This window comes from Streptomyces sp. PA03-5A, assembly GCF_033792725.1.
In the GTDB taxonomy this organism is placed as follows: Bacteria; Actinomycetota; Actinomycetes; order Streptomycetales; family Streptomycetaceae; genus Actinacidiphila.
In genome coordinates this window covers 31,709-50,687 of record NZ_JARAVL010000010.1, presented here as the reverse complement: position 1 = coordinate 50,687, position 18,979 = coordinate 31,709, and the positions used below count along the sequence as shown (strand labels likewise).

13 protein-coding genes and 1 pseudogene are annotated in these 18,979 nt (G+C 73.4%); 6 read left to right on the top strand and 8 right to left on the bottom strand.

Annotated features, from left to right (window positions below):
* The first annotated feature begins 110 nt into the window (after nt 1-110).
* Nucleotides 111-1,097 (top strand): LuxR C-terminal-related transcriptional regulator, encoded by a 987-nt coding sequence (locus PV410_RS14480; protein ID WP_500324579.1) that lies wholly within the window; start codon nt 111-113, stop codon nt 1,095-1,097.
* Between the two features lie 84 nt (nt 1,098-1,181).
* On the top strand, nt 1,182-1,811 hold the full coding sequence (locus tag PV410_RS14475) for a hypothetical protein (protein ID WP_500324578.1): 630 nt from the start codon (nt 1,182-1,184) through the stop codon (nt 1,809-1,811).
* 97 nt (nt 1,812-1,908) lie between these two features.
* Here PV410_RS14475 and PV410_RS14470 read toward each other — a convergent pair whose 3' ends face one another.
* The 7 genes from PV410_RS14470 to PV410_RS14440 form a co-directional block, all read right to left on the bottom strand.
* Nucleotides 1,909-4,089: an alpha-galactosidase gene (locus PV410_RS14470; RefSeq protein ID WP_500324577.1), complete on the bottom strand. Its 2,181-nt coding sequence runs from the start codon at nt 4,087-4,089 to the stop codon at nt 1,909-1,911.
* Between the two features lie 90 nt (nt 4,090-4,179).
* Nucleotides 4,180-5,532: an ABC transporter substrate-binding protein gene (locus PV410_RS14465; protein ID WP_500324575.1), complete on the bottom strand. Its 1,353-nt coding sequence runs from the start codon at nt 5,530-5,532 to the stop codon at nt 4,180-4,182.
* Nucleotides 5,529-6,542, bottom strand: a complete 1,014-nt coding sequence (locus tag PV410_RS14460; RefSeq protein ID WP_500324573.1) for an acetylxylan esterase — start codon at nt 6,540-6,542, stop codon at nt 5,529-5,531. Before PV410_RS14460 ends, PV410_RS14465 begins: the two co-directional genes overlap by 4 nt.
* Nucleotides 6,536-8,959, bottom strand: coding sequence for a glycosyl hydrolase family 95 catalytic domain-containing protein (locus tag PV410_RS14455; protein WP_500324571.1), 2,424 nt, complete (start codon nt 8,957-8,959; stop codon nt 6,536-6,538). Before PV410_RS14455 ends, PV410_RS14460 begins: the two co-directional genes overlap by 7 nt.
* A 28-nt stretch (nt 8,960-8,987) precedes the next feature.
* A complete protein-coding gene (locus PV410_RS14450) occupies nt 8,988-9,914 on the bottom strand; it encodes a carbohydrate ABC transporter permease (RefSeq protein ID WP_500324569.1) in 927 nt (308 codons plus the stop codon).
* Nucleotides 9,915-9,926: 12 nt separating this feature from the next.
* Nucleotides 9,927-10,970, bottom strand: a complete 1,044-nt coding sequence (locus tag PV410_RS14445) for a carbohydrate ABC transporter permease (RefSeq protein ID WP_500324567.1) — start codon at nt 10,968-10,970, stop codon at nt 9,927-9,929.
* 71 nt (nt 10,971-11,041) lie between these two features.
* Nucleotides 11,042-13,117, bottom strand: coding sequence for an alpha-galactosidase D (locus PV410_RS14440; protein WP_500324905.1), 2,076 nt, complete (start codon nt 13,115-13,117; stop codon nt 11,042-11,044).
* Between the two features lie 422 nt (nt 13,118-13,539).
* On the opposite strand from PV410_RS14440, the gene PV410_RS14435 reads away from it, so the two are divergent.
* The 3 genes from PV410_RS14435 (at nt 13,540) to PV410_RS14425 (ending at nt 17,058) form a co-directional block, all read left to right on the top strand.
* Entirely contained in the window at nt 13,540-14,694 is a 1,155-nt protein-coding gene (locus tag PV410_RS14435) for an ROK family protein (protein ID WP_500324565.1), read from the top strand.
* A gap of 46 nt (nt 14,695-14,740) precedes the next feature.
* Nucleotides 14,741-15,829, top strand: coding sequence for a mandelate racemase/muconate lactonizing enzyme family protein (locus tag PV410_RS14430; RefSeq protein WP_500324563.1), 1,089 nt, complete (start codon nt 14,741-14,743; stop codon nt 15,827-15,829).
* 596 nt (nt 15,830-16,425) lie between these two features.
* A complete protein-coding gene (locus PV410_RS14425) occupies nt 16,426-17,058 on the top strand; it encodes a hypothetical protein (protein ID WP_500324561.1) in 633 nt (210 codons plus the stop codon).
* Between the two features lie 30 nt (nt 17,059-17,088).
* On the opposite strand, the pseudogene PV410_RS14420 reads toward PV410_RS14425, so the two are convergent.
* Nucleotides 17,089-17,907: pseudogene (locus PV410_RS14420) on the bottom strand (DMT family transporter); the annotation flags it as partial.
* Nucleotides 17,908-18,048: 141 nt separating this feature from the next.
* Here PV410_RS14420 and PV410_RS14415 point away from each other — a divergent pair.
* The gene (locus PV410_RS14415; protein WP_500324560.1) at nt 18,049-18,972 is read left to right on the top strand and encodes a LysR family transcriptional regulator; all 924 of its coding nucleotides are present in this window, start codon (nt 18,049-18,051) and stop codon (nt 18,970-18,972) included.
* Nucleotides 18,973-18,979 lie beyond the last annotated feature (7 nt).

Here is an 18,979-nt window from a genome sequence, read left to right as displayed (position 1 = left end):
GGGTGTTGGCAACGATTCAAAAGTGAACGGCCCACGGCGGGTTGATGTCCAGATAATCTTGTGGCGTCTTCGGACAGCTGGCGGACCACGCCACCACGAGGAGCGCGTACGTGCTGCAGGCCCTGGGTATCAGCCGGTTCGACGAGGAGGTCTACCGCGCCTTCCTGGCCCGGGCGGACCTCGGTCCCACGGAGTACGCAAGAACCGCCGGGGTCCCTCCGGACCGCGTCCGTCGCGCCGTGGCCCGGCTGGCCGGGCTCGGTCTGCTGCGCCGTGACGGCAGCGGCGGGTACCGCCCCGTGGGTCCCGCCACCGCGCTCACCGCCCTGCTCGACCAGCGGCGGCTGGAGGCCGAGGCGGCCTTCACCGGGCTGCGGTCGGTCGTCGACGACCTCACCGAGGAGTACCGGGCCGGACGGCTGCGCAGCGATCCGGGCAGCCTGGTGGAGGTGCTGTCGGGACGCGACGTGGTCGCGCCGCGCATCGACGAGCTCAACCGCTCGGTCAGCACGCACATCTGGGTCCTCGACAAGCCGCCGTACCTGGACCGCGCGGACGGGCTCCCCCACACCAACGAGGCCGAGAAGGCGTCGACCGCCGCCTGGGCCCGCCGCGGCGTCGACGTCCGCTCGGTCTACTGCCCGGAGTCCATGGAGCGGCCCGGCCGTTTCGAGACGGTGCTGGAGATGGCGGCGCTCGGCGAGCAGGCCCGGATCCTGCCCAGCCTCCCTTTCAAGCTGCACATCATCGACCGCCGGGTGGCCCTCGTCCCTCTGGTCGGCGGGGTCTACGACAGCCTCGCCGTGGTGCACCCCTCGGGTCTGCTGGATGCCCTCATCGAGCTGTACGAGGCGTACTGGGAGCGGGCCGAGCCGATCGGCGCACCGGCACCGGCGGCCGGCGAGGAGGGCCCCACCCCGGAGGAGGTCGCCTTGCTGACGATGCTCCGTGCCGGGCTCAAGGACCAGGCGATCGCCCGTCAGCTGGGGCTGAGCACACGGACGGCGACGCGCCGCATCGCCGCGCTCATGGCACGGCTGGATGCGACGACGCGTTTCCAGGCCGGGGTGGAGGCCGGCGCCCGTGGCTGGATCTGATCCTTCCTGGCGACACATCGCACCGAACCGATCACAAGCGGCCAAGTGCACGCGGAGCGGGCCGAGTCGGGTCACCATCGGTCCATGAACGCATCCGCGACCGCCGCCCTCACCCCGCTCCCCGACGGGGTCTGGTCCACCCTGTCCACCGCCCGCGAGGCGTACCGCGCCGCGGTCCCGGCCGCGTACGACGAGGTGCTGACGGAGGTCACGGAGCGCGCCCGGGACACCGGCAGCCTGGGCAAGACCGACATCGCCGCGCTGGTGGTGTGGAAGCGGCTGCAGGCGAGCACCGCGTGGGTGGTCGAGCTGATGAACCTGCGCGACGCGGAGGTCCGGGCCGTCACCGCCGAGGCCGTGCACGCGGTCCGCGACCAGGACGCCCCGCGCGGCGCGGCCGCCCGCCGCGGCCGCAAGGCCCTGCTCGGCCTGCCCGGCTGCCGCCACGGCGACGCGCTGGCCTCGGCGCTGCTCACGGCCGCCGCGCCGGACCGGATGGCCGTCTACGACCGCCGCGCGCAGTTCGGCCTGGAGCGGCTGGGCTACCAGCTGACGCCGGCGCCCGGCCGTTACGGCCGCTACATGGACCTCCTCGACGACCTCCTCGTCCGCTCCGGCCCCGACGCGGACGGCTGGACCGCCCGCGACGTGGACACGGCCCTGTACTGGCTCGGCCGTCAGGCCACGGCCCCCGGGGACCCGGAGGAGGAGTAGGGGGACCGGCGCGGCGGCGCGTCGCCCGCCTCGGCCGGCCCCTGGTCCCACTGGCCCGACGCCGGAACGCTGTAGGCCGGGCCTCGGAGCCGGCCGCTCAGTCGGCCTGCCGTACCTCGATCAGGAGGGCCTGCTCGGGGTTGAGTTGCGGCATCGGCAGTCCGGCGGCGGTGAGCAGCGTGCCGGGGAGGGTGAGGCGGTCGTCGATCGCCTCGGTGAGCCAGGCCGGGCCGCTTGTCTGGTGGAAGGACGGCAGGCCGATGTCGGTGCGGACGCGCACGCGGTAGCGGAGGGCGGGGGCGAGGCCGGGCAGCGGCACCCGGCCGGACTGGCCCTCGGGGGTGGTCGCCACGCGGGCCCAGCAGTAGAGCGCGGCCGTGGCGTCGTGGGCGACGACGCCGTGCAGCAGCGTCGCGTCCCCCTGGAGGTCGGCGCGGACGGTGCGCCCTCCGTGCAGCAGCGGGCGCAGTTCCCGGTACAGGGCCGTCCACGCGGTGAGCCGGGCCCGTTCCTCCGGGGTGCAGCGGGTGATGTCCTGTTCGATGCCGGGGTGGCCGAAGAGCGCGGTGGCCAGGCGGAAGGTGTCGGAGCCGACGCGTGCGGTGGTGTGGCTGGGGGTGGGGCCCACGTGGGCGCCGACCAGTTCGGGGGGCAGCAGTTGGCCCGTCCAGCGCTGGATGGACTGCCGTTCCACGGGGTCGTTGCAGTCGGAGGCCCACACCCGGTCGGTCCTGGCGAGGATGCCCAGGTCGACGCGGCCGCCGCCGCTGGCGCAGCTCTCGATCTCCAGGGCCGGGTGGCGCTGCCTGAGGGTGTCCAGCAGTCGGTAGAGCGCCTCGACCTGGGCGTGCGCCACCGGGCGGTCGGCCGGGCCGCTCACCGCCTCGTGCACCTCGCGGTTGTGGTCCCACTTGAGGTAGGCGATGCCGTACTCCCCGATCAGGGCGTCCAGCGCTCCCAGCAGGTGGGTGACGACGCCGGGGTGGGAGAGGTCGAGGACGTGCTGGTGGCGGGCCGGTGGGCCGGCGCCGCGCGCGGGGGCGAGGACCCAGTCGGGGTGCTCGCGGGCCAGGTCCGAGTCGAGGTTGACCATCTCGGGTTCGACCCACAGGCCGAACTCCATGCCCAGGGAGCGCACGTGGTCGGCGAGCGGCGCCAGCCCGGCGGGCCACACCTCCCGGTCGACCGTCCAGTCGCCGAGCCCCGCGCGGTCGGAGCGGCGGCCGCGGAACCAGCCGTCGTCCAGCACGAAGCGCTCCACGCCGACCTCGGCCGCGCGGTCGGCGAGCCGCAGGAGGCGTTCCGGGTCGTGGTCGAAGTAGACCGCCTCCCAGCTGTTGAGGATGACCGGGCGCGGGCGGCGCGGGTGACCCGGGCGGTCCCGGAGCAGGGTGTGGAAGCGGTCGGCGAGGCCGTCGAGCCCGGTGCCGGACCAGGCGTAGTGGCAGACGGGCGTGCGGTGGGTGTCGCCGGGTGCGAGCCGGACCTCGCCGGCGCGCAGCAGTTCGCCGCCGCCGAGCACGGCGGCGTGGACGCCGGCGCCCTCGGGCAGTTGCTCGACGAGATAGCGCTGGTCGCCGCTCCACGCGACGTGCAGGCCCCACACCTCGCCCTCGCGGAAGCCGAAACCGGGCACGCCGACGGCCACGAGGTAGGGCGAGTCCAGGCCGGGCTTGCCGCGCCGGACCTCACGGGCGTAGGTGCCGTGGGCGAGGGGGCGGCGCTGCGGGGAGCGTTCGCGGCTCCACTTGCCGGTGAAGTCGAGGATCTCGCCCGCCCGGCGGGGCAGCGGGAGCAGCGCGGTGACCTGCGCGAGGTCGTACGGGGCCGGGTCCGCCGTCCGCTGCCGGGTGATCTCGCTGTGGACGGCGAGCACTCCGGAGGGCTCCAGCCGGTAGGTGATCGTGATGTCGAGCCCCGCCACCGCGTCGGTGAGGGAGACGGCCAGTTCGCCGCCCTCGGCGTCCTGGCGGACGGCGGTGCCCGTCGTGGTCAGGCGGGGGGCGGCGGCACCGCCGTCGAGGTGCCCGTGGTGCGCGGGGGTGCCGGCCCAGCCGTCCGCCTCGGTGGGCCAGACGGTGAAACGGCGCGGGGTGTCGGGGGAGTTGTTGAGCACGGCGGGCTCGGCGGTCAGGCTGAGGGCGGCGAGGTCGTCGGCGGACAGCGGGCCGAGGTCGGCCCCCCAGTGGAGGACCCTGGGCACCGGCTCGGTGAGTTCGACGACGAACGCGGTGCCGGCCGCGCGCAGCGGGACGATCCGCGCGGTGGTGTCTGCCATGAGGGGGGAGTCCTTTCGGTGTGCCCCGCCGCCGGACGGCCCCGGGGTCGGGGCCGTCCGGCGGCGGGGGCTCGGTTCGCTGCCGGTGGCTCAGTTCTTCGCGAGGAGGGTCTTGCTCTGGTCCTGCATGTCCGCGAAGACGGAGTCGTCCTTCTGCCCGGCGAAGTAGGCCTCGAAGAGCGGGTTCAGGGCGTCCTGCACCGCGGCGCCGTTGCCGTAGACCGGGGACGGGTAGAGGACCTTGTCCTTCAGCATGCTGGTGAAGACCGACAGGTCGACGCCGTCACCGGCCAGGGCCTTCGTCGCGGCGTCCATGGAGGCGGGGATGGACGGGAAGAACGTGCCGGTGCGGGCGGCCTTGGACTGGCAGTCCTCGGAGCCCATGTAGGACACCCACTTCCAGGCCAGCTCGGGGTTCTTGGTGCCCGCCCAGATGTTGTTGCCGTTGGAGTTGCTCATCACCGCGCGGGTCTTGCCGTCGGGGCCGTACGGGGGCGCCGCGACGCCGGTCTTGACGCCCGGGATCTTGGCGAAGGTGGAGGCGGACCAGGAACCGCCCATCTCCATCGCCACCTTGTGGGAGGAGAGCAGGTCGACGTCACTGACGCTGGAGGTGAACTCGCCGATCTTCGGCGCGTACCCCTTCTCCGTAAGGGAGCGCGCCCAGTTGAGCGTCTTCACCAGGCGCGGGTCGCCGTAGTTGAAGACCGTGGGCCAGCTCTCCTTGTCGCCGAGCCGCCACCCGGTGCTGGAGGCGAACGGGCTCCAGGAGGTCTGGCCGATGAAGTCCTTGGCCGCGATCTGGCCGAAGCCAAAGGTCTTGACGTGGGTCTTGTCGAAACCGGGCTGGTCGCCGCGGCGCCCCTTCTCGTCGACGGTGAGGTGGGCGATCATCTTGCCGAACTCGCCGCCGTCGTCGGGGTTCCACGTCACGGAGTCGACGTCGCTCTTGCTGTAGCCGGCCTTGGCCAGGGCGTCCTGGTCGTAGTAGAGGCCGGCCGCGGCCCAGTCCAGCGGCAGCGCGTACTGCTTGCCGTCGGTGAACTTCCAGGCGTTCACCCCGACGGAGAAGCGGGACAGGTCGAACTTGTCCTTGGCGATGAAGTCGTCCATCGCCAGCAGCTGGTGCTGGCCTGCGTAGGCCTGGAAGAACTGGACGCTGTTCTGGAAGGCGTCGGGGGCGTTGCCCGCGACGAAGCCGGCGGTCAGCTTGGTGAAGTAGTCGTCGACGTTGTACTGCGAGATCTTGACGGTCGTGCCGGGGTTGGCCTTCTCGAAGTCCGCGGCGCAGGTCTTGTACGCGGCCGCCTGCTTGTCGTCCCAGGTCCACCAGTTGACGGTCTGCGAACCGCCGCCCGCGGAGTCCGAGCCGGAGGAGCAGGCGGACAGCACCGCGGCGAGGGTGAGCGTGGCCCCGAGCGCGACGACTCTGCGAATTCTCATGATTCCTTCTTTCGGGACGGTTCCTGGTGAGGGTGGTGGGACGACGTCTTGAGGAGTGCGCGGAACGCGCTCAGGGCGAGGACCAGGTCCTCGGGGCCGCCGGCGTCGTGGCCGTTGAACTCCCACAGCCGCATCTGCCGGGGCCCGCCGTAGAGGTGGTAGGCGGCGAGGGTGGTGGCCGGCGGGCACACCTCGTCGCGCAGTCCGGCGGAGAACCAGGCGGGCGCGGTGGCACGGCGGGCGAAGGCGAGGCCGTCGAAGTAGCCGAGGGTCCGGAAGGTCTGCTCGACCCGGTCCCGGCGGGCGCCGAGGTAGCCGATGAGCTCCGCGTACGGCTGCTCGCCGGTGAGCCGGGTGGCCTGCCGGACGTCGCACAGGAACGGCGCCTGGAAGTGCGCGGCGCGCAGTCCGGGTACGAGTCCCGCGACCGCCAGGGCGATGCCGCCGCCCTGGCTGGGTCCGGTCACCGCGACGCGGTCGGGGTCGGCGTGCGGCAAGGTGCGCAGGGCCTCCACGGCGCGGACGGCGTCGGTGAAGACGCGGCGGTAGACGTAGGTGTCCTTGTCCTCGATGCCGCGGGTGAGGAACCCGGGGTGCGAGGGGCCGCTGCCGACCGGGTCGCCGGTGGCGCCGCCGCCCGCCCAGGCACCGCCCTGGCCGCGGGTGTCCACCAGCAGGTGGGCGTACCCCGCGGAGGCCCACAGCAGGTCCTCGACGGGGGCGCCGCGTCCGCTGCCGTAGCCGTGGAACTGCACGACCGCGGGCAGGGCGCCGCTGCGGTGGCGCGGCAGCCGCAGCCAGCCGTGCACCGGGTGGCCCCCGAAGCCGGGGAACACCGCGTCGTAGACGTCCACGGTCTCCAGGTCGGTCTCGACCGGGGTGAGCTCCAGCCGGGGCTCGTGGACGCGGGCGGCGTCCAGGGTGTCCTTCCAGAAGGCGTCGAAGTCGGCGGGCTCGCGGTAGCTGCTGCGGTAGGCCCACAGCTCGGGGACGTCGTTCTCGGTCAGCACGGCCGGGCCTCCCCGCACGGGGTGAGGTCGGCGTCGAGGGTGACGGCGGTGCCGGTGGCGACGTGCACCCGGACGGCGCGGTCGCGGTGGCGGACCGTCACCGGTTCGGCGTTGTCCCCGGCGTGCCGGCGCAGCGTCACGGAGGTGAGGGCGCCGTCGCGCCAGGCGAAGTCGGCGGCCAGGCCGCCGCGGCAGCGCAGGTCGGCGGCCTCGCCGTCGGGCCACTGCGCCGGGAGCGCGGGGAGCAGGTGGACGGTGCCGTCGTGGCTCTGCAGCACCATCTCGGTGAGCGCGGCCATGAAGCCGTAGTTGCCGTCGATCTGGAACGGCGGGTGGGTGGAGAAGAGGTTGGGGAGCAGGCCGCCCCACTCCGAGCCGTCGACGGGCGCGTCGGTGTCCGGGTCGCCGTCGAACGGGCGGGTCGCCTCCAGGAGGAGCGAGCGGGCCGTGGCGGCGTCGCGCAGCCGGGCGCGCAGGGCGATCTTCCACGCCCAGGACCAGCCCATCGCGCCGGGTCCGCGGCGGTCCAGCAGGGCCGTCGCGGCGGCGGCGAGTTCCGGGGTGCGGTCCGGGTCGACCTGGCCGAGCGGGTGGACGGTGACCATCTGGGACAGGTGGCGGTGCCGGGGGTCCTGTTCGGGGAGGTCGTCGGCCCACTCCTGCAGCCAGCCGCCCGCGGCGGTCCGCGGCGGGTGCAGCTTCGGCAGCGCGTCGGCGATGCGGCCGTCCAGCGGGGTGTCGATGCCGAGGAGCGCGGCGGTGCGCGCGGTGCGCTCGAGGACGGCCCGGGTGAGGGCCATGTCCATCGCGGAGGAGCGGGTGAGCGAGGCCATGGAGCCGTCGGGGGTGAGGTAGTGGTTCTCGGGCGAGGTGGAGGGGAGGGTGTCCAGCCGGCCGGTGCCGTCGTCCACCAGCCAGTCGAGCAGGAACTCGGCGCAGCCGCTGAGCAGCGGCCAGGCGCGTTCGCGCAGGAAGGCGGTGTCCTGGGTGAACTCCCAGTGGTCCCACAGGTGCTGGGCCAGCCAGGCGCCGCCCATCTGCCAGATCGCCCAGGACGCGGCGCCGTGGCCCCTGCCGACGGGCAGGGCCCAGCCCCACATGTCGGTGTTGTGGTGGGCGACCCAGCCGCGGGCGCCGTACAGCTGCTCGGCGACGTCCCGGCCGTGTCCGGCGACGCGGTCCAGGAGGTCGAACAGCGGCTCGTGGCAGGGGCCGAGGCCGGCGGCCTCCGCGCCCCAGTAGTTCATCTGGGTGTTGATGTTGATGGTGTAGTTCGACGACCAGGCCGGGCGAAGGTCGGCGTTCCAGATGCCCTGGAGGTTGGCGGGCGGGCCGGCGTGCGGCCGGGAGGCGGAGGCCAGGAGGTAGCGGCCGAGCTGGAACAGCACGGTCGCGGTGAGGAGTTCGTCGTCGCCGGAGAGGATGTCGCGGGCAACGTCGTAGGTGCCCGAGCGGCGCGGTCCGATGCGCAGCGAGGTGCCGCCGAGGAGTGCGCGCAGGTCGCTCTCGTGGGCCTTGAGCAGGTCCTCGGTGCCGCGTTCGGCGGCCCGGGCGGCGCTGTCCGCGGCGGAGCCGAGGTGGGCGGCGCGGTCGGCGGGGGCGTCGAGGCCCCGCCAGTGACGCAGCGCCCCGGTGGAGCTCGCCACCACCGCGAGGAGCCGGGTGGCGCCGGTGACGCGGAGGGCTGCGCCGTCGGCGGTGACCTCCCCGTCGGTGGCCACCCGCAGGGCGATCGCGCCGAAGGGGTCGTAGCCGTCGACGGGGCCGTCCGCGTACCGCAGCGGCTCCGGTACGTCCGGTTCGTGGGCGGGTGCCCCGTCGACGGGGATCTCCACGCCGAGGACGACCCCTTCGGGGCCGGCGGTGCGGTGCACCTCCCGGAGGGGGGTGGTGAGTTCCAGGCGCAGGTCCACGGTGCCGCCCCGCGCGGCCAGGTCGGTGCACAGGGTCCCGTCGGCGGCGCCGGCCCAGGTCCGGCGGCGGACCGAGATCCCGCAGGACAGGTCGAAGGCGTCCTCGGCGATCCCGCTGTCGAGGTTGAGGGTGCGGCCCCGGTACGTGGCGTCCTGCGCCCCGGACACCGTCAGCCACAGGTCGGCGTAGGGCAGGTACTCCTGGCTGTACGGGCCCTCGAAGGCCATCAGGAGTTCCTCGGCGCGGTGCGGGTCGCCGGCGCGGAGCGCGTCGCGGACCTCCGCGAGCCGCCGCGGGCCGGCGCCGGCGGCGACGACGTCGGCGAGCGCCTTCGCCGGTCCGCCGGGGGTGCCGGACCACACGGTGGAGTCGTTGATCTGGATCCGGGCACGGTGGGTGCCGCCGAAGACCATCGCGCCGAGCCGGCCGTTGCCGACCGGGGCGGCCTCGTTCCAGTCGGCCGCGGGCGCGGGCCAGCCGAGCAGCAGGTCAGTGGGGTTCATGGGGTGCCGTCCTGGTGCGCGTGCGGGGTCACTTGAGCCCGGAGAAGCCGATGGAGTTGACGATCCGCTTGCCGAAGGCGAGGAAGAGCAGCAGCATCGGCAGCGCCGCGATCAGGGAGGCGGCCATCAACCCGGCCCAGTCGGGGGCGGCCTGCGGCGAGGACTGCTTGAAGACGCCGAGGGCGAGCGTCAGCGGCTGCACACTGGCGTCGTTGGTGACCAGCAGCGGCCACATGTAGTCGTTCCAGGCGTTGACGAACATCAGCAGCGACACGGTGGCGATCGGCGCGGCCGACATCGGCAGGATGATGCGGTAGAGGATCCGCAGCGGTCCCGCGCCGTCGATGATCGCGGCCTCTTCGATCTCGCTGCTCAGGCCGAGCATGAACTGCCGCAGGAAGAACACCGTGAACGCCTGGAAGAGCCCGCCGGGGAGGATGAGACCGGCGAAGGTGTTGGTGAGGCCGACGTCCTTGATGAACACGAAGTTCGGCAGCAGCGTGAAGACGCTCGGCACCATCAGCGCGCTGATGAGGACGCCGAACACCAGGTTGCGGCCGCGCCAGTGCAGCCGGGAGAAGGCGTAGGCCGCGCAGGAGGAGAACAGCACGATGAGCACGGTCTGCACTGACGCGTAGATCAGCGAGTTGCGCAGGTACAGCGCGATGTCGAGGGACGCGCCCGAGCCGCCCTGGGCCTGGGCCTCGGCGATGGAGGCCAGGCCCAGCGCCCGCTTGAAGGCGCCGAAGGTGAAGCCGACGGGCAGCGGCGAGGAGGGGTCGGTGGCCAGCCGGTAGTTGTTGGACAGCGCGGTGCGCACGATCCAGTAGAAGGGGAAGAGGGTGATCAGCGACACGAGGCCGAGGTAGGCCCAGGCCACGATCCGGCCGGGGGTCGCCTTGCGGGTACGGGGGCGCCGCACGGTCTTCGTACGGGGTGCCAGGGTGACCGTCATCGGGGGCCTCCTTCAGTTCAGGTCGGATTCGTCGGCCCGCGCGAGCCGGAGCTGGGTGAAGGTGACCGTGATGAGCAGGACGAACAGGGCCAGCGACATGGTCGCGGCGTAGCCGAAGTCGAACTGGCGGAAGGCCTTGTCGTAGATGTACATCTGCAGCACGTTCGAGGCGTTGGCGGGGCCGCCCCTGGTCGTGACGGCGACGATGTCGAAGACCTGGAAGGCGTTGATCACCGTCAGGACGACCACCATCACGAGGATCGGCCGCAGCAGCGGCACGGTCAGCCGGCGGAACATCTGGAACTCGCTCGCGCCGTCCACCCGGCCGGCCTCGTAGATGGTGGACGGGATGGTCTGCAGCCCCGCGAAGATCAGCAGGGAGTAGTAGCCCATCCACTTCCAGACGCTGATGGCGGCGAGCGAGGGGATGGCCCACGGACCGCTGCCGAAGAACAGGACCGGGTGGCCGATGACGTGGTCGAGCACGATGTTGATGACGCCGAGGTGCGGGTCGAGCATCCACTGCCACACCAGGGCAGCGATGACGTTGGAGATGAGGAAGGGCAGCAGCATCACGCCGCGCAGCATCGAGGAGTCGGTGACGCGGTGCAGCACGACCGCGGTCACCAGGGAGATCAGGGTGCCGAAGACGACGGACAGGACCACGAACCAGAGGGTGACGAGGAGGGAGTGCCAGAAGACCCCGTCGCCGAACATCTCGTGGAAGTTGGCCAGTCCCACCCAGCGCGGCGGTGTGAGGACGTGGAACTCGGTGAAGCCGAGGTAGATGCCGCGCAGGGTCGGGTAGGCGTAGAAGATCGTGAACCCCACCACGGCGGGCAGGATCAGCAGCAGCGCGACCGGCAGGTCCCGCCGCCTGGCCGCCGCGGACCGGGTCGCGGTCACGCGCCCGGGCCTGCGGCCGCCGGTGTGCTTGCGCGCCTTCAGCGGCCCGCGGGTCCCGGGGGTGGAAGAGGCCGTGGTGGCCCCCGCGCCGGCTGCGCCGGACGGTGGTGCCACCGGCGTCGTGTGGTTGTCCTGCGATGTGACCACCACGGCACTCTCCTTTGCGTGCGTCGGGTCGGACGGGTGGATGGGACGGTGCCCGATGCCGGACCGGCCGTCGGTCAGACGGAGATCCGGTCGACGTCGGAGACGTAGTCGGACGGGTTGCCGAAGGCGATCGTGTTGGCCCCGGCCTTCAGGTGGACGGGCACGGTGACCGACCGCGGGCGGCCCCAGTCGTTGTCGTTGCCGCCGTGCAACGGGAGCTGGAAGGCGGTGCCGTTGACGGTGACCACGGCCGTGCGCCCCGAGGAGCCGTCGGTGAAGTCCACCTCCATCAGGTAGGTGCCGTCCTTCGGCGCCGTCACGTCCTTGATCGTCACGGAGGCGTCGCCGCCCAGGTTGCCGACCTTCTTGCCGCCGGAGCACCGGGAGCAGTCACCGACGCTCGCGTTGCCGGTGCGGGGGTTGCCGGACGCCTCGGCCTCGTAGGAGGTGGGCCCGTCGGCCGCGGGGGTGGTGAGGGGGACGGCGTTGCTCGGCGCGGACGTACGGCCGCGGCCGTCGCGGGCGACCACGGTGAAGGCGTACCCGGTGGCGGCCTGCAGCCCGGTGACGGTGGCGGAGGTGCCGTCCACCGTGGCGACCTTGGCGGCGCCCGCGTACACGTCGTAACCGGTGGTGGCGGTGCCGGTGTTCACCGCGTCCCAGGTGAGCGAGACGCTGCCGGCCGTGGACGCGGCGGCGCGCACGCCGAGCGGGACACCGGGCTTTCCGGTGACGTTCGCCGGGGTGACGCGCAGCAGCCGGGAACCGTGCGGCGGCAGGTTGTCGGTGAAGCCGTCGGCGACCTTGCCGAGGTTCTTGCGGCTCCACAGGTCACGGACGGCGGGCTTGCCGCTGATGCCCAGCTCGCTCCAGTCGGCGGTCACGTCGGAGTAGCCCTTGCCGAGGTTGAACAGGGCCACCGTGTAGCTGCCGTCGGCGTTGCGGGCGTACCAGACCTGCTGCGGGCTGTCCTGGCTGAGCGGCTTGGCCGGGTTGCCGGCCTGGTCGACGGCGATGACCTCGTCGTTGGTGAGCAGCGACAGACCGTACGGGTCGAGCTTGGTGAGGTCGTCGCCGATGTAGAGCGGGGCGCTCTCGATGGCCCAGAGCGTCATGTGGCTCTGCCGCTCGACCTCGTTGAGGCCGTCGAGCGGGCCGGCGCCGACGTCGAGGGAGTCGAGGTTGTTCCAGTGCCCCGGCCCGGCGTCGTCGATCCAGGGGACGACGTCGTTCCACCGCTGCTTGACCGAGTTGTTCCAGGTCACGAGGGTGTCGCAGTAGCACTCGACGTCGGTGTCCACGCGCCAGCCGTTGGAGTTCTCCTTCCAGACGTCGGCCTTGTCGTGGCTGAGCGACCAGGAGAGGATGAACTGGATGGGGCGGCCGGTCCGCTGCAGCGCGGCGTGCCAGGTCTTGACGTCGGGCACGTTGTCGTGCGCCGCGTCGCCCTGGTTGGAGCCGGGCCCGACACCGTCCATCTTCAGGAAGTCCACGCCCCAGCCCGCCAGTTGGTCGGCGACGGACTGGATGTACTTCTCGGTGCACGGGCTGGCGAAGTTCAGCTGGTAGGAGACGTTGTCCCAGCCGCTGGTCTTGCGCAGGTCGGGGTAGACGATGTCCTTGGTCGTGCACCCCGGCGCGCCGTGGATCGGCGTCTTGCCGTCGTTGTACGTGTCGATGTACAGGCCCACCGCCAGGTAGAGCCCGAACTTCAGTCCCTTGGCGTGCAGTTGGTCGCCGAGCCACTTCATGCCGTGCGGGAACTTCACGGGGTCCGCGACGGGGCGGCCGTACTCGTCGGAGAGGCTCTTGTTCGTCTCGCTGCCGACGTTCCAGCCGGCGTCGACGTTGACGTACTCGTAGCCGTGCCGCTTCAGCTTGGAGGCCAGGATGTCGGCCTGCTGCAGCACATGGGGCTCGGTGAGCCAGGACCCGCCGTAGCCGGGGAAGTTGGTCGACTCCAGGCTCCAGCTGCTCCACCCCATGTAGGGCTTGGCGGCCACCACGGGGGCGGCCTGGGATCCGGCGGCCTCCGCCTGGGACGCGGAGGAGGCGGAGGACGCGGGCGCGGCGGGCGACGCGGCGGCGGGTACGGCGAGGGCCGTGGCGAGCGCGGTGGCGGCGAGCGCGGGCAGGGCGGCCCTGCGCATGCCGCCGGGCCGACGCGGCACGGGCCATCTGAGACGTGCGAGTACAGCTGAACGAGCCATGGGGGCACTCCATCCCGGCGCGACGGCGTCCGCTTCGAGTGGGCAGGGGGTACGGGAGGCAGGGGGCGTCCTCGGTGGCGGTCGTCCCGGAACACCACCGAGGGCGGGCGTGCTGCGACCGGGGGGAGGCTCCGGTCGCGCTCCTCGGCGGGGGGGCGCTTCGTCCGCTCCGGGCGAGGAGTGCGGCGAATGTAGCCAGGGTTTCCTTCCAGCGTCAACATATTCGGCGACAAAAATCCGATGTCTGCAGCGCCAAGCTGCGGTCTTCGCCGGAAAATCTTCACCAGAATCCGAACCTCCCCACCCAAAGATGGGATGAGTGGGCCCTTCCTTACTTTCCCTTGGAAAGGTATGGTCCGGCCATGAGTCTTGCCGACCAGCCCCCCGCCGCCGTCCTGGTCTTCCAGACCCTGCTCGTCCACGGCCCCCTCACCCGGGCCGAGATCGGGCGGCGCACGGGCCTGTCGGCGGGCGCGGTGACCAAGGCCGCCACTCCCCTGCTGGCGGACGGCTGGATCACCGAACTCGGCAGGCCGGCCGGGGAGCGGGCCAGCGGCCGTCCCGCGACGCCGATGGCCGTCCGCGCCGACCGCGCGCGGTTCGTCGGCGTGAAGGTGACCGGCGACGAACTCATCGGCGTGCTCACCGACCTGACCGCCCGGCCGCTGGCCTCCCGGCGCGCCGCGCTGGACTCCCGCGACGTGGGGACCGTGGTGCTGGCGATCTCCCGGCTCATCGGGCAGTTGCGCGCCGCCGCGGGTGCGGAGGGGGACGACGCCGTCCACAGCGTCGGCGTCACGATCTCCGGCGACGTGGACGGGCAGACCGGCACCGTGCAGTATTCGCCGTTCCTCGACTGGCGCCGTGTGCCGCTCGCGCAGCTGGTCGAGTCGGCGTCCGGCATCCCGACGGTGATCGAGAACGACGTGCGCGCGTTGACCGTCGCCGAGCAGTGGTTCGGCGCCGGGGTGGGGCTGTCCTCGTTCGCCCTGGTCACGGTGGGCGCGGGCATCGGCTGCGGGCTGTCCATCGGCGGCCGGGTGGTGTCGGGGGCCCACGGGGTGTCCGGCGAGGTGGGGCACCTTCCCGTCGGCGGCACCGACCGCACCTGCACCTGCGGCAACACCGGGTGCGTGGAGACGGTGGCCTCCACGCACGCCATCACCGAGCAGGCCCGGCAGGCCACCGGCGACCCCGCGCTGACGATGGAGGAGGCCGTACGGCTGGCGCACACCGACAACGCCGCCGTCCGCGCGGTCTTCTCCCGCGCCGGGCACGTGATGGGTCTGGCGATGGCGTCGGTGGCCAACCTCATCGGCCCGGAACGCATCATCATCTCCGGCGAGGGCGTGGCCTCGTACGACCTGTTCGCCGACCAGATCCGGCAGACCTTCGCCGACCACGCTTTCGGGGCCGCGGCCGACTGCGACCTCGTCGTGCGTCCGCTGCCCTTCGAGGAGTGGGCGCGCGGCGGCGCGGCCGTCGCCGCGCAGCGGGTCTTCGCCCCCGCGAAGTGACCTCCCCCTGTGTGAACCCCCCTCCCCCGGAAGGCTGGTCGCCGACATGAGCCGGATCACGAAGGCCGAGTGCCGGATGGTCTTCCTCGAACCCGAGGTGCTGCGCACCGACGCCCTGCAGACCTTCGTCCGCCAGGAGACGGTCCTGGTCTCCCTCACCACGGACGACGGCCTCACGGGCACGGGGTACGCGTACACCATCGGCACGGGCGGCAGTTCGGTGCTCGCCCTGCTCCGCGACCACCTGGTGCCGCTGCTCACGGGCGCGGACGCCCGCTCCGTCGAGGCGCTGTGGCAGCGGCTGCTGTCGGTCACCCGGGCCACCTCGGTCGGGGCCATCACCTCCCTGGCGCTGGCCGCGGTCGACACCGCCCTGTGGGACCTGCGGTGCCTGCGCGCCGGCGAACCCCTCTGGCGGCTCGCGGGCGGCGCGCACGAGCGGCTGCCGCTGTACGACACCGAGGGCGGCTGGCTGCACCTGACGCCCGACGAACTCGCCGCCGGCGCGCTGCGGGCGAAGGAGCGCGGGCTGCGCGGCGCGAAGGTCAAGGTCGGCAAGCCCACCGTGGGCGAGGACGTGGAACGGCTGGCGGCGGTCCGCGCCGCGGTCGGGCCGGACTGGGTGCTCATGGTGGACGCGAACCAGTCGATGACGGGCGCCGAGGCGATCCGCCGGGCGCGCGCGTACGAGCCGTACGACCTCGCCTGGTTCGAGGAACCGCTGCCCGCGGACGACCTGTCCGGGCACGTCCGGCTGGCCGCCTCGACCTCGATCCCGGTCGCGGTCGGCGAGTCGCTCTACGGCGTGGGCCGGTTCGCCGAGTACCTGGCCGCGGGCGCGGCGGGCATCGTCCAGGTCGACGTGGCGCGCGTCGGCGGGATCACCCCGTGGCTGAAGGCGGCGCACACCGCGGAGGCCTTCAACGTCCAGGTGGCCCCGCACTTCCTGATGGAACTCCACACGAGCCTGGCCTGCGCGGTGCCCCCGGGCATGTACGTCGAGCACATCCCGCAGCTCGACGCCATCACCCGCACCCCCCTGACGGTCGTCGACGGCCACGTCGTGCCGCCCGAGACCCCGGGGCTCGGCATCGACTGGGACGAGGACGCCATCGAGGCCCTGCGGGTGGCGTGACCGGGCCGGGCTTCCGAGAGCGCCGGCCGAGGCTGCGTCCGGCCCGGCTCACCTACGGTGTCACCCGTCGCTGCCGCACGCCCGCACGGCCCCGCACCGGCAGTGCCGTCCCGGCACCGGCCACGGCCTCGGGCGAGCGCGGCCGTTCGGCCGGCCGTACCTCCGACACCCGGCCCCACCCTCACCGCAGCCGGTCGGCACGATCCCCACCGGCGTGGCCTCGCATCGGCCACGGCGCCGGCCAAGCGCCCGCAAGCCGCCCCAACCTGCGGCGCGATGCCCGCCGTTCGACACGGCTCACCGCCGACACCCGGCCTCACCCGTCGCCTCAGCCGTCGGGACGCCTCGCCCGCAGCGCCCGAACCCGCCGCCGTGGGCCCGCATCGCCCGGTACCCCCCAGGGTCGGCGATCGCGACGGCAGCAGTCAGGCGGGATGCGCTGGACCGGGCTGCCGACCACCACCGCGGCGTCCCGGCCGCCGCCCGGAATCGGCCACCACATGGGGCGAGCGCCCGCGGGCCGCCCCGACGCGCGCCGGACCCACCCGCCGGAAAACGGGAGGCGGCCCGGTCGGGGGCCGGGGCAGACTCGGGCGGTGATCGTCGTGCAGCCCGTGCTGGAACTGGGGACCGCGGACGGCTTCGCCCTCTGGCCGGTGGCCGAGCGGGAGCCGTTCACCTTCATGCCGCTCCACGGCGCGTTGGCACCCCCCGAGGTCGGCGCGGCCGTGATGACCATCGCCGCGTACAACGATGCCCGGAGGGACGACGACGCCCCGCCCGCCCGGCCCGGCGACCCGGTCGAGGACTTCCTGCGGGGGCTGCTGACCGGGGAGGACGTCCAGGCACCGGGCGGACTGCAGGTGACCGGCACCGCCGGCGACCTGGAGGTGGTACGCCCGGGCTGCTGCAGCGGGCTGGAGGACTGGCGCGAGTGGATCGGCGTCCTCGACGGCACCGGCGACGCGTGGCTCGGCCACGACCCCTCACCGCTCGCCGAACGGCGCGGAGACGTCATCCGGTTGACCGTCGACGCGGGGCGGGACGACAGCCCGGTGTTCGAGGTCGACGTCGACGTGCTGCGGCGCGGGATCGCGGACGCCGAGCGGGACCTGGCGGCCTTCCTCCGTGCCGCTGCCGACTGGGCGGCCGTGCGTCTGGCCGGGCACGCCTGCGCGGTCGTCACCGCCCTCGCCCGTGGCGTCGGCATGCCGCCGCCACGGGCGTAGGCGCAGCCCCCGCGACCGCGTGAGCCCGACCCCGATGAGGACGACCAGCATGCCGGCCACCACCCGGGCGCCCACCGACTCGTCGAGGACGAGCGCGCCGAGCCCCACCGACACGACGGGGAGGAGGTAGCCGACGGTTGCCGCGTCCGTCGCACCCTCGTCGGCGATGATGCGCACCGTCAGGTAGAAGGTGACGCCCGTGCACAGGACGCCGAGGGCGAGCACCGCGACGGTCGAGCGCAGGGTCACCGCGGTCCCGGTGATGCCGGTGACGAGCAGGGCCGGCACGCTCAGCGCGGTCGCGGCGGTCAACTGGCCCGCGGCGAGCGGGAGTGCGCCCGCACCCGTGGGGATGAGCCTGCGCCCCATGTAGGCGAAGGCGAACGCGTAGCTCGCGGCCGCACCCAGCAGGGCCAGGGCGCCCCAGCTCGCGAGGCCCGACCGGTGCCAGGGGGCGAAGATCAGAAGAACACCCGCGAACCCGGCGAGGAGGCCGCCGAGCCGGGGTCCGCGAACGGCGCGTCGTCCCGCGCCCAGGGCGAGACCGATGAGCAGGGACCACAACGGCGTCGTGGCGTTGAGGACGCCCGCCACCCCGGAGTCGACGCTCTGCTCGCCGACGCTGAAGAGGAGGAACGGCAGCGCGTTGCAGAGGAGGGCCGCCACCGTGAGACGGCTCCAGAGGAGCCTCCCCCGCGGCAGGCGCAGGCCCGCGCGGCGGCAGAGCACGAGCAGCAGGGCCGCGCCGCAGGCGCAGCGCAGGAAGGTGACCCAGGCGGGCGGCAGTCCCTCCAGCGCGATCTTGATCCACAGGAAGGTCGACCCCCACAACAGGGCCAGCACCGCCATCCGCAGCAGCGCCCTCACGCCGCCTCCGCCACCGGGCACGCCGGCCTCCCGTCGTCTCGCGTCACCGTCCCCCACGACGCTCCCCCACCCGTCCTGGTGGCACAAGCGAAGGTTCACGCACGTACCGTTAAGCTGAGCTACATGCTCGACGTGCGCCGCATGCAGGTCCTCCGGGCGGTGGTGACCAGCGGGTCGGTCACCGCGGCCGCCACTCACCTCGGTTACACACCCTCGGCCGTCAGCCAGCAGATCGCCGTCCTGGAGAGGCAGGCCGGGGTCCCGCTGCTCGAACGGGTGGGGCGCGGGGTGCAGCCGACGCCCGCCGGGCTGCTGCTCACCGAGTACGCCGCCCGCATCGGCAGGGAGGTGGCCGAGGCCGAGACGGCGCTGGCCGATCTGCGCGCGGGCCGCACCGGCAGTCTGACGGTCCGTTACTTCCCGACGGCGGGTGCCGACCTGGTGGCCCCGGCCGTCGCGCGGCTGCGCCGCGAGCACCCCGGGGTGCGGATCGACCTCGGCCTGGTCGACCCCGGCGATCCGCTGCCGGAGGTGGAGAAGGGCCGCGCGGACCTCGCGATCGTGGTGCGGCCGCGCGGGCAGGGCCGTGAGGGGCTGCGCCTGGTGCACCTGCGGGACGACCCCTACCGTGCGGTCCTCCCCAAGGGCCACCGCCTCGCCGCGAAGCGGGTGCTCGATCTCACCGACCTCGCGGGTGAGCCGTGGGTGGGCAGCGAGTCCCCGGACGGCTCGTGCCTGGAGCTGATCCTCCGGGCGTGCGCCGCGGCCGGCTTCAGCCCCGCCGTCGTGGTGCAGAGCGAGGACTACGCCACCGCGCAGGGGTTCGTGGCCGCCGGGCTGGGGGTGAGCCTGCTGCCGCTGGCCGCGCTGGCGCACCACCACCCCGGGGTCGCCGTACGGAAGGTGCGCGGCCCGGAGCCCGTCCGGGCGGTCCACGCCGCGGTCCGGGAGACGTCGCTGCGGCAGCCGGCACTGCGGGGGCTGCTCGACGCGCTGCGCGACGTCGCCCGGGGCACGGCGGGCACTGCCCGGCCCGTGCGCCCTTGACCTGCCG

Excerpts from the sequence above, each read along its gene's own strand:
- PV410_RS14475 (WP_500324578.1), top strand. The coding sequence starts at position 1,182 with ATGAACGCATCCGCGACCGCCGCCCTCACCCCGCTCCCCGACGGGGTC.
- PV410_RS14470 (WP_500324577.1), bottom strand. The coding sequence starts at position 4,089 with ATGGCAGACACCACCGCGCGGATCGTCCCGCTGCGCGCGGCCGGCACC.
- PV410_RS14465 (WP_500324575.1), bottom strand. The coding sequence starts at position 5,532 with ATGAGAATTCGCAGAGTCGTCGCGCTCGGGGCCACGCTCACCCTCGCC.
- PV410_RS14455 (WP_500324571.1), bottom strand. The coding sequence starts at position 8,959 with ATGAACCCCACTGACCTGCTGCTCGGCTGGCCCGCGCCCGCGGCCGAC.
- PV410_RS14450 (WP_500324569.1), bottom strand. The coding sequence starts at position 9,914 with ATGACGGTCACCCTGGCACCCCGTACGAAGACCGTGCGGCGCCCCCGT.
- PV410_RS14440 (WP_500324905.1), bottom strand. The coding sequence starts at position 13,117 with ATGCGCAGGGCCGCCCTGCCCGCGCTCGCCGCCACCGCGCTCGCCACG.
- PV410_RS14435 (WP_500324565.1), top strand. The coding sequence starts at position 13,540 with ATGAGTCTTGCCGACCAGCCCCCCGCCGCCGTCCTGGTCTTCCAGACC.
- PV410_RS14430 (WP_500324563.1), top strand. The coding sequence starts at position 14,741 with ATGAGCCGGATCACGAAGGCCGAGTGCCGGATGGTCTTCCTCGAACCC.
- PV410_RS14415 (WP_500324560.1), top strand. The coding sequence starts at position 18,049 with ATGCTCGACGTGCGCCGCATGCAGGTCCTCCGGGCGGTGGTGACCAGC.